Source organism: Candidatus Chloroploca sp. Khr17, from assembly GCF_004138165.1.
GTDB lineage: Bacteria > Chloroflexota > Chloroflexia > Chloroflexales > Chloroflexaceae > Chloroploca.
The window spans coordinates 22,697-29,196 of the sequence record NZ_RYFF01000061.1 but is presented as its reverse complement, the minus strand read 5'-3'; the positions used below and the strand labels follow the sequence as shown (position 1 = coordinate 29,196).

Here is a 6,500-nt window from a genome sequence, read left to right as displayed (position 1 = left end):
GCTGCGCCGGGTCGATGGTGATCACCGTGAGCCAGCGCGTGTGGCGGCCCCACGAGGCTGTTTTGACGCCAAGACGCAAGGGCGCAGAGATCTTTTTTAAACCTTTGCGCCTTGGCGTCAAATACCACGGCGCTTGATTGACGCCAAGACGCGGAGGCGCAGAGATGCGTTTTGAAGCTACACTGGGCAACGGCGCAGACGTGCTCAGGCCTGTGCTTCTAAATGAGTTCGTGCTCCACAAGAAGTTGTTCAACTTCACTCATGAACTGGATTACTGGTCGGTGCGACACGCCTTCCGGGGTTGCTTCATGGACGTTGGGCTGTCCAAAAGGGTGTCGATGCCATGCACCATGTTCGAGATCCCGCCCATAGAGCCGCCCCGTCGGGCCAATGAGGGCCATGCTCCAACGACCACTCCGTTCGCTGAGGAATATTTGCACAAAGAGGTCTGTACTTATCGATAAATGCACCGTTATCGTTGCGTTTGTCTGTTCTCTGACCGTCAGCGTACGAACAAACCAGAAGTGTTCCTGTGCTTCTCTGGCTTCGACGAGAAGATCGTTGATGTTACTTGCTGGCTTCATCCATGCCTGCCAACGCCTGCATCATGGTCGCGATTCCATCGACCGCCGTCTCCCAGGCAATGGCATCTGACTCGACCTCCCATGTGTATCCCTGTTGCCTAGTGATCTGTTGGTGCTCAAATGCCGCAAAGGACATGCCATATTTGCGCGTGAGTTGATGATCGGTCAAGCGGTAGCGTGCCAAACGACGCTGATATTCAGCGACCACAAGCCGCTGCAGGCTGGCGGCAAGATCGTCGGACGGGGCGATGGAAAGGTCGTTCAGACGGCGCACCAAGTCGTCAGAGACCGTAATGGTTCTACTCATGTGGTTCACCTCCCAACGGCGCCTCATGTACGTCATTCCCTCAGACCATTAGTGTACCGCACCACGAGCAGAAAATCCAACCATCGAGAAAGGCCGCCGCGAAGGCGCCACGCTTGCGCTTGAACCTTTGCGCCGCTGCGCCTTTGCGTCAAAACGCCCCCGCCATACCAGAAACGCCGGGGCACCCAGGCGAGGCCTTGGGACCACGGCGTTCCGGAGGTTTTAACGCAGAGACGCGGAGGCGCAAAGGCGCAGCGTTTCCTCTTGTATCTCTGCGCCTTTGCGCCTCTGCGTCAAAAAGCGCGCCGCACCACCGCGACGACGCGTGCGAGGTCTTCGAGGCATTGGTTTCCAGACGGGCCGCGCTTCGATGTTTTCAGCTTCCAGCGCGACGCGGATGGCCTCGCGATCAGTGCCGCTCTGCGCCGCGTCAATGGTGATCACCGTGAGCCAGCGCGTGTGGCGGCCCCACGGGGCTGTTGATTGACGCCAAGGCGCAAGGGCGCAGAGATCTTTTTTATCCCTTTGCGCCTTCGCGCCTTGGCGTCAAAAACCACCCGCGCTTTCCGTGGCAACAACGGTGCGCCAGAGCAAGACGGCGCTGAGCGGCGAAGATGTTTTCGCCACAGGACTTGCAGGTGACTGCCTTGCTTTGTCGCGTTATGACCCATCCTCGCTGTTCATTTCTGCTGCGATAAAGGCTATGACATCGTCAAGAGATGTTTCGTAGGATGCTACTCTACAGCCTTTCTCGCCAATATGCTTGTGATGGGGGAAATTCTCCAATTCTCAATCTCTTGCACTCGTCGTTCAACTGTGGACAACGGGTGTCTCCGCCGATTGCAAGATCTGCCGGACATTACGCACAATCATCTCGGTTTCATACCAGACTTTGTGCCAATATTCCCACTCGATAAAGTCTTCATGAAACTGATAATCTGCATCATCCGGTAAGCCCTGGGCAGAGAGCTGGGCCAGGGTTGTTTGGTAGCGCTCTTCAAAGCGAGCAACTTGCGCCTCCGCCTGGTGGAAACGTGCTTCCAGGTAGGGGAGCCGGACGATGGCTCCTTGTCTGAGGATGGAGAGCATTTCGTGTGCCGGTAGCTCGGCTATATTCAGAACGCTGACGACTTTATCCATAGAACACCTCTGTTTTCTGAGCCGGTTCAAACTCCACATGCGCCGACGGTCTCCCAGGGTTTCTGGTGAATCAGTATAGCATAGAGGCCATTGCCCTGGGGTTGTTTTTTGGCACACCACGGCGTTTTATTGACGCAAAGGCGCAAGGGCGCAAAGATTCTTTTTATACCTTTGCGCCTCTGCGTCAATCAACAGCCGTACGTTCGCCCCATACCAGAAACGCCGGGGCATCCAGGCGAGGCCCGGGTACCACGGCGTTTCGGAGGTTTTAACGCAGAGAGGCCAAGGCGCGGAGGCGCGGGGATTCCTCTTAAATCTCTGCGCCTCTGCCCCTTGGCGTCAAAAAGCAGCCTTATGGCGCTGTATTGTCGAGATCACGCAGAAATGCGGTGAAACTTGCTAGTTCGGTGCTGAGTTGTTGATAACTTGGAACACTCTCGTCCAGGGTGCGCGCAATATCCTCGAAAATGCGCTCTACGCCAGCATAGAATCCGTGCAGGTTCAACGCAACGCCGTCGAGATAGTCTGCGTCATTTTGCTGCTGCGCTTTGCCCAGCAACGCTTCGGCGCGGTTGACGACTTGTTCCAGATCGTGCAGCGATGCCTGCATGCGACCGGCTAGCGCAGCGTAGGCGGTCATAGTATGACACCGGTGGTTTCAATCATGGTCACGAGGTCAGTGGGCAAGGCTTCAGCGCGGAGCAGATCGATCGCAATCGATGGATCGAGGTCAATGAGTCGGGAGACGGCGCGGTAATACCTGGCCTCATCCAAGCCCCACACCACCAGGTCAATGTCAGAGTGGGGTGAAAAGAGTTCATTGCGGGACAATGAACCGAACAATACGACCCGAGTGACGTCATATGTGGTCTTGAGCAGCACCGCTGCACGATGGGCGATTTGCCACGCTGCCTGGCGTCGCACCTCCAGCGCCTCACGCTGCTGGGCCATGCGCCGATGCGCTGTGGCACGATACTGGCGCATCTGCTCGGGATCAATCGGGCTTTGTTCGGTCATGTGCGCTCGCATACCGCCTCCCTTGCTTGCTGTGACTTCCAGGATACCATATCTTGGTGGGCTATACCAGGGATGCTTTGAACCTTTGCGCCTTCGCGTCTTTGCGTCAAGATCACCGCCGTTCCCCCCGCCACCCACACCAAAAACGCCGTGTCGCCCAGGGATGTGCCCTGACCACACGGCGCTCGATAGACGCCAAGGCGCAAGGGCGCAAAGAGCTTTTTTATCCCTTTGCGCCTTCGCGCCTTGGCGTCAAAATGTTCGCCCGCGCTACACTGCGCTGCGCTGACCAACGGCGCGTTCGGTGACGACGACGGTGCTCCAGAGCAGGGCGGCGCTCAGCAGCGGGACGAGGCTTGCGGCGAGCGCACGGCCAGGCACGGCGCTCATCCAGAGCAGGGCGATACATGGATTATAATCCCTACCAAGCTAGCATGGGGCGGAGAATTACCCGCCTGGCGTACGTGCCCAGGACAAATTCCCGACTTGGTGATGGAGTGCCGATGAGCAGATACGAAGCAATGATGAGGAACAGGGTGTAACTATGTTGTCTTCTGAATTCAGAGTCGACGCGCTGGCTATTGAGCAGTCGCTTCTCGCGCCGACACATCATGTGTTGGATGTCAATCCACCAGGAATGGTCTGTAGACTTATCCGCCTGGACACTGATAGTTATGTCCGTCTTCGCCGCGTCAGTGTCCCTATTAAGCCGGACTACGACTTTTTGTTGATGTTGATGGCAGAGGCACGCGAGAAAGACATTATGCTGACCTTTCCACAACTCTATACTGTCTTGAAGTGTCTGTTTGGCGAAAGCAGTGAGGGCTACGACCACTATAAAGGATCGTTTGCCTTCCCGCTCTATCTGCATCTCAAGAAAGGTTCACAATCCCATCCCTACATGCTACGCATCCGCGACCATAAAGGCTCGCTTGAATTTGACTTTTATCGGATCACTGACCTGAATGACAGACAGGATGCCCAGAATGTCTATCACGAACCACTGGCGGAGGAGTTCAGCCGCGAAGAAATGAACGCCTTCGTCGTCCACTTCTATGGTTTTTTGAAAGGGTATTTCAGCATTGTAGGAAAGACGCAGACCCAATTCTTTTATCGATCGATCGAGGCATGCCTGGCCGTGTATGGATGCCTTGACGGCGAATTCTTCGAACGAGACTATGAAGATGAAGAAGAATACCTGATAGCAGTCAAGGAACTGCAACGACGCACGTCATTCGGTTGTGCATAAGCAAGAGAGCGCCTGGGTTGACCGCTTCACCGTCGGCAAAGACTGGCGGGGGTGCATTGGTTTCCAGAGCAGGGCGCGCTTCGATGTGCTCGGCTTCCAGGGCCACGCTGTTTTGACGCAAAGGCGCAAAGATCTTTTTTCTACCTTTGCGCCTTCGCGCCTTTGCGTCAAGATGATAGGCGTACCACCGCCACACCGCTCTACGCCGGGTCAATGGGGATCGCTGTGAGCCAACGCGATGATAGCCAGACGATCTCAGGTTCGCACGGGATGTGTGTATGGTTGGACGGAAACGGACGGAACTACTTGTCCAGTGTCTGGGGTATGCGCTGACAGGTGTAAGATATCACGCAATGGCTCTTGCCACAATGCGTCGATGATCAATTCCTGAACCGCCTCGGGCAGATGAGGAAATGCGGTTAAAGGAAAGGTTCGTGGCCCAAAATTCGTGTGTTGGACAAGAAGTGAATAATCCAACAGCGTGAGCCGCACAATCCGGTGACTTGGCTTATGAATATGAAGGAGAATATGCTCAGTGAGTTCAATGCCAGTGCCTTGTTCCAATGGAGGAAAGACAACCGAAAGCGTATCACTCGCTTCGTCATACGTAGAGATAGGTTCGAGGTTCATGACCATACTTCTTTCATATACGCGGTAACAATATAATTATTCGCTGCCGGTCGCTCCTCAAGGTCTTCGGTGAAGCGAAACAAGACAATGACGACGATATGCGTATTGAATGCAGGCAGATCATCATAGGCCCAATGATACCGGTACTTCTGTGGGTTCAAAACATCTTGTTTCCGACGGCCTACCTGAACGGCATGCCGAACATACGCTTCATACGCAGCGAGTTCGGGATGATTTATCTCTTCGATGATATGATGCCAGCGTTCCTCGGTGAGATAGATTTCATTTGCATATCTGTCGGTTACCGTCCATCGTCGCCCGCTCATATTCGCCTCACGAGAGTCGAGTCGATAGGTTCCTGTTCAAATTATAGCATCTTCCATATCACCCGATCGCATGCAGGCAAGCCTGCGTGTCTACCCGCCACCCACACCAAAAACGCCGTGTCGCCGAGGGATGTGCCCTGGCAATACGGCGTTCCGGAGGTTTTAACGCAGAGGCGCGGAGACGCAGAGGCGCAGAGATTCTTGTTGAACCTTTGCGTCAATGAACCCTATTCTTCTCCGGCTAATTTGAGCACAGCCGCGCGTGTATGAGGTGCCAGGCGGAAACGCAGAGCCTGCAATTGATCGATCACAGGACGCAGAGCGGGAATCAGACCGGCTCGTCGGGCGTCGAGCAGCAAGCCAAGCGTGCCGGTCAAACGGATGCCGATGACTTCAGCCATCTGCCTAGCCAGGGCATCATCCAACACAACGATCGCATCCGACGATTCCAGCGCCAGCATCAAGACTTGCGTCTCACCTGGGCCGATATCCGTGATCAACGGCACGGCTGCGCGGCTTTGAGGCACGCGAATCGACACCCAGCCCAGTGTGCTCAGATCCGGCACATCAACGCCGCGTATCCTGCCTTCTTCGAGTTCGGCCACAACCGCAGGTGGAACAATGAGCCGACCAACAAGGGTGCGCACAACGTCGAGCAGCCCTACCTGATGCAAGTACTGGAGGGGGGACGTATTGCAGATGATCTCAGGCAAGGCGCTCCTCACGTTGCAGTTGTTCCTCGGTCAAGCAGAAGGTGTCGATGTTATAGTCAGCCAGGCGCGCCAGAAACACCACCCGTGGCACACCTGCCAGGCGTGCCGCTGCGCCAGAGGACAGCCGTCCCATCTCGTAGTACTTCATCGCCGCTGCCATACGTAGGTCGCTGGCAAAGTCCTCACCAGAGATTTTGAGCGCGAAAAGGCTTGCCTGGGGCACGTCGACAAGCGTCACATTGATCATTGCAGCCATGGCAATCTCCACAAAACCACCTTGCCCAATTAAGTATCCTGCGCCCATTATACCATTTCAGATTTCAGATTTTAGATTTTAGATTGCTGCGCATGGCGTTCAGGGCTGATGCAAAGTCCCTGGGGGGTTCGACAGTGTCCGCAGATTACGCAGATTGCGTTCGCCGCATACCACAAACGCCGGGGCACCCAGGCGAGGCCTTGGTACCGCGGCGTTTTATAGACGCAAACGCGCAAGGGCGCAGAGATTCTTTGACGCAAAGGCGCAAGGGCGCAGAG

At 55.5% G+C, this 6,500-nt stretch carries 11 protein-coding genes; 1 reads left to right on the top strand and 10 read right to left on the bottom strand.

Annotated features, from left to right (window positions below; all coding sequences use genetic code 11):
• Positions 1-218 precede the first annotated feature (218 nt).
• From EKD05_RS22245 to EKD05_RS22220, 6 genes are all read right to left on the bottom strand, one after another.
• Positions 219-584, bottom strand: a complete 366-nt coding sequence (locus EKD05_RS22245) for a hypothetical protein (RefSeq protein ID WP_129677295.1) — start codon at positions 582-584, stop codon at positions 219-221.
• Positions 568-891 (bottom strand): hypothetical protein, encoded by a 324-nt coding sequence (locus EKD05_RS22240; RefSeq protein ID WP_129677292.1) that lies wholly within the window; start codon positions 889-891, stop codon positions 568-570. The genes EKD05_RS22245 and EKD05_RS22240 overlap by 17 nt, the downstream gene beginning before the upstream one ends.
• 660 nt (positions 892-1,551) lie before the next feature.
• Positions 1,552-1,677, bottom strand: coding sequence for a hypothetical protein (locus EKD05_RS27315; RefSeq protein WP_370374933.1), 126 nt, complete (start codon positions 1,675-1,677; stop codon positions 1,552-1,554).
• 24 nt (positions 1,678-1,701) lie between these two features.
• Positions 1,702-2,031: a hypothetical protein gene (locus EKD05_RS22230; RefSeq protein WP_129677290.1), complete on the bottom strand. Its 330-nt coding sequence runs from the start codon at positions 2,029-2,031 to the stop codon at positions 1,702-1,704.
• 352 nt (positions 2,032-2,383) lie between these two features.
• Entirely contained in the window at positions 2,384-2,671 is a 288-nt protein-coding gene (locus tag EKD05_RS22225) for a hypothetical protein (RefSeq protein ID WP_129677287.1), read from the bottom strand.
• A complete protein-coding gene (locus EKD05_RS22220; RefSeq protein ID WP_129677285.1) occupies positions 2,668-3,060 on the bottom strand; it encodes a nucleotidyltransferase family protein in 393 nt (130 codons plus the stop codon). Before EKD05_RS22220 ends, EKD05_RS22225 begins: the two co-directional genes overlap by 4 nt.
• A 532-nt stretch (positions 3,061-3,592) precedes the next feature.
• On the opposite strand from EKD05_RS22220, the gene EKD05_RS22215 reads away from it, so the two are divergent.
• Positions 3,593-4,297, top strand: coding sequence for a hypothetical protein (locus tag EKD05_RS22215; protein WP_129677282.1), 705 nt, complete (start codon positions 3,593-3,595; stop codon positions 4,295-4,297).
• 255 nt (positions 4,298-4,552) lie between these two features.
• On the opposite strand, the gene EKD05_RS22210 is transcribed toward EKD05_RS22215, so the two are convergent.
• The 4 genes from EKD05_RS22210 to EKD05_RS22195 all read right to left on the bottom strand — a co-directional run bounded on the left by EKD05_RS22210 (position 4,553) and on the right by EKD05_RS22195 (position 6,222).
• Positions 4,553-4,927, bottom strand: a complete 375-nt coding sequence (locus EKD05_RS22210) for a DUF2283 domain-containing protein (RefSeq protein WP_205704048.1) — start codon at positions 4,925-4,927, stop codon at positions 4,553-4,555.
• Complete coding sequence (locus EKD05_RS22205; protein ID WP_129677280.1) at positions 4,924-5,253, bottom strand: hypothetical protein; 330 nt, start codon at positions 5,251-5,253, stop codon at positions 4,924-4,926. Before EKD05_RS22205 ends, EKD05_RS22210 begins: the two co-directional genes overlap by 4 nt.
• A 227-nt stretch (positions 5,254-5,480) precedes the next feature.
• Entirely contained in the window at positions 5,481-5,966 is a 486-nt protein-coding gene (locus tag EKD05_RS22200) for a DUF3368 domain-containing protein (RefSeq protein WP_129677278.1), read from the bottom strand.
• Complete coding sequence (locus EKD05_RS22195) at positions 5,959-6,222, bottom strand: UPF0175 family protein (protein WP_205704047.1); 264 nt, start codon at positions 6,220-6,222, stop codon at positions 5,959-5,961. Before EKD05_RS22195 ends, EKD05_RS22200 begins: the two co-directional genes overlap by 8 nt.
• Between the last annotated feature and the right edge of the window lie 278 nt (positions 6,223-6,500).

Bases quoted from the DNA above. Each gene is read 5' to 3' on its own strand.
- EKD05_RS22245 (WP_129677295.1), bottom strand. From the start codon at position 584: ATGAAGCCAGCAAGTAACATCAACGATCTTCTCGTCGAAGCCAGAGAA.
- EKD05_RS22240 (WP_129677292.1), bottom strand. From the start codon at position 891: ATGAGTAGAACCATTACGGTCTCTGACGACTTGGTGCGCCGTCTGAAC.
- EKD05_RS22230 (WP_129677290.1), bottom strand. From the start codon at position 2,031: ATGGATAAAGTCGTCAGCGTTCTGAATATAGCCGAGCTACCGGCACAC.
- EKD05_RS22225 (WP_129677287.1), bottom strand. From the start codon at position 2,671: ATGACCGCCTACGCTGCGCTAGCCGGTCGCATGCAGGCATCGCTGCAC.
- EKD05_RS22220 (WP_129677285.1), bottom strand. From the start codon at position 3,060: ATGCGAGCGCACATGACCGAACAAAGCCCGATTGATCCCGAGCAGATG.
- EKD05_RS22215 (WP_129677282.1), top strand. From the start codon at position 3,593: ATGTTGTCTTCTGAATTCAGAGTCGACGCGCTGGCTATTGAGCAGTCG.
- EKD05_RS22210 (WP_205704048.1), bottom strand. From the start codon at position 4,927: ATGAACCTCGAACCTATCTCTACGTATGACGAAGCGAGTGATACGCTT.
- EKD05_RS22205 (WP_129677280.1), bottom strand. From the start codon at position 5,253: ATGAGCGGGCGACGATGGACGGTAACCGACAGATATGCAAATGAAATC.
- EKD05_RS22195 (WP_205704047.1), bottom strand. From the start codon at position 6,222: ATGGCTGCAATGATCAATGTGACGCTTGTCGACGTGCCCCAGGCAAGC.